The sequence below is a fragment of the Terriglobus sp. YAF25 genome, assembly GCF_052113305.1.
Classification (GTDB): domain Bacteria; phylum Acidobacteriota; class Terriglobia; order Terriglobales; family Acidobacteriaceae; genus Terriglobus.
In genome coordinates, this window is sequence record NZ_JBFRCY010000725.1 from 1 (window position 1) to 2284 (window position 2284).

1 protein-coding gene is annotated in these 2284 nt (G+C 55.0%); it reads left to right on the forward strand.

Translation table 11 applies throughout. The features are described 5' to 3' along the window. Positions 1-749: 749 nt before the first annotated feature. Positions 750-2284 (forward strand): hypothetical protein (locus tag AB4043_RS22910; protein WP_442308200.1); only part of this gene is annotated, 1535 nt, incomplete at its 3' end.

The following is a 2284-nucleotide window of genomic DNA, read 5'->3' on the forward strand; positions in this document are numbered from 1 at the left end:
GCCCTGCTCCTGGTTTCAGCTTGGGGCTACCGCAGCTCGCTGTTGTTGAAGGAGGCTCGTCGCTCGTATTTGTCGATTCCGAGGGCCGCGCGACTGAGTTGCGAAGCAGTGAAGATCCAACGGAATATCTGGCCGTCGACTCATCCGGTCGCAAACTTCATTTGACGGGAAACAAGGCCGTGATGCGGGATCGCACCGGAACCGTCCTGGAATTCTCCCGCTATGGCTATCGTTATGTCTGCACGCGAGTAGTCGATTTATCAGGAAACGTTGTCACTGCGCAGTATGCTTCCGATGGGAGGCTCACATCCATCGAGGATACGTTGGGCCGCATCATTCGGTTCCGCTACGATCATTCGCAACATCTCATCGAAGTGGATCGGATCATCGCCGGAGCGTCCTCTCCGGTTGCCACATTGACTTACCAAAAGGAACACAGCCTTCCGGTAAGCACCGACGGGACGTCTCAAGGAGCGCTGGCCCCGGTCACTTTCGACGCATTATCCAGCATCTCGCTTCAGGACGGTGGCAGCTTCAAGTTCGACTATGACGACTCCGGTTTGATCAGCAAGATCTCACGTCTCGCTCCCGAYGGCTCCTTGCTCCGCTACACGGCGTACAGCTATGCATCCTGGAATACGGGAAACTATGGGGCGGTCCCCCGGACCTCTCGGCTCGAAAGCGGTTCCGTAAATCCCGCGGGAACGATCACTAACTCTGCAACCATTTCACCTCCATCGAGCGACGGAATGGCTTCCATTGTCTGGCAGGACGGTCGGAGCACGTTTGCCCGCTTTGCGCTGACCGGAGACTACGAAGGCAAAGTTCTCTCACAGACGGACCGCTCTCCGAAGGCTTACAGGCGCAGTTCCGTGACCACGGAGAAGACAACTTGGCAAAAAGTAGTAGTGGCCGGCGTATCGCAAATTTTGCGCTCCTCTCTGGAAAGTAATGGCATGGCAAATGGAGAGCGTATGCTCCATGTCCTCGTCCACTTCGATTCGTTTGGCCGGCAGACAGAATTGACAATGGACAATGCAGATGGAGGACAGGTCACCACATCACGAACCGTATATGATGATCGCGCACAGTTCAAAGAGTTGAACATCTTGACGGCTGTCAGGGAAGTCCGCACCTCGCAGCCCGACCACTCAGTTCGTTCGACGACGTTTTCTTATGATGAGGAACAGCCGGTACAGCAGAGTGGGGTGCTGCATCATCTCGATCGCTCACCGTATAACCCATACGGACTTCTCGCGAAGCCAACCCATATCACGCACGAATGTGCCGGTTGCAAGTCAACTCTGCCCACTCACAGTATCGCATCCATTACATACAACAGTACGGGGACACGGGCCAGCTTCCAATCAACCGGCGGGCACGCCGTATCGTGGGACTTCAGTGATAGTTTTGCTGAGGCGTTGAATCTCCACACGCAGGCTTACGCAACGTCGGTCACGATCGACGGTAAGACGCAACGCCAATCGTACTCTTTGCAGAACGGGCGCATCCGAACGATCGACAAGGCGAATGGAGAAAAGGTCCGGTATCAGTACGATTCTGTCGGTCGAGTGTCCGCACAGGCCAACCTCTCGAAAGGTATAACGACAACGCGGACCTRTGGAGCGGACGGTAGATCTGTGCTCGTTACGTCTAAAAATGCAAAGGGTACAACTAGTCACGCGATCATTCGAGATGGTGCAGGGCGTCTGGCAGCGGTTGCATCACAGGTGTCCCCGGGTTCAAATGAGTTTCGCGCGGCGTTCTTTACCTATAACAAATTTGGGCACCGGAGCCGCCGTATGTCCGCTGCCTACGTCGATGCAACTTGGCATACGACTCGGCCAACCTACAGACTGGAAACAAATCGCCGTAATACTCATCAAGAGACGGCCTCGCCTTCAACCCAATCCTCGCTGTCGCCGGTGTGGAGTCTTCTTCCAACATCCCCGGCGATGGAAGTGTTCGCTCAAGCAACCTGCTATGACAGCACTTATGTGGTGGATCAGGGAGAGGAATACCGGATCGACGATGACAGCTACTTCGATTCTACGGATTCCGGCATCGATGACAGCCCGTCTGATTATGCCGCCTGGACTTCAATTGCGGACGAATACGAGAACGATGGCGAGGGGACGTTCGACGAGGGTGCGATGCAGACAGAGTGGTCTGATGAAACAGACCAAACGACAACCGCTAGCGGAAATGGTATCGCGGCGGGATCGTTCCAGGAAATCGTGACAAACGAACTCAACCAGAGCAACTATGCGGACCTTCTTCAATC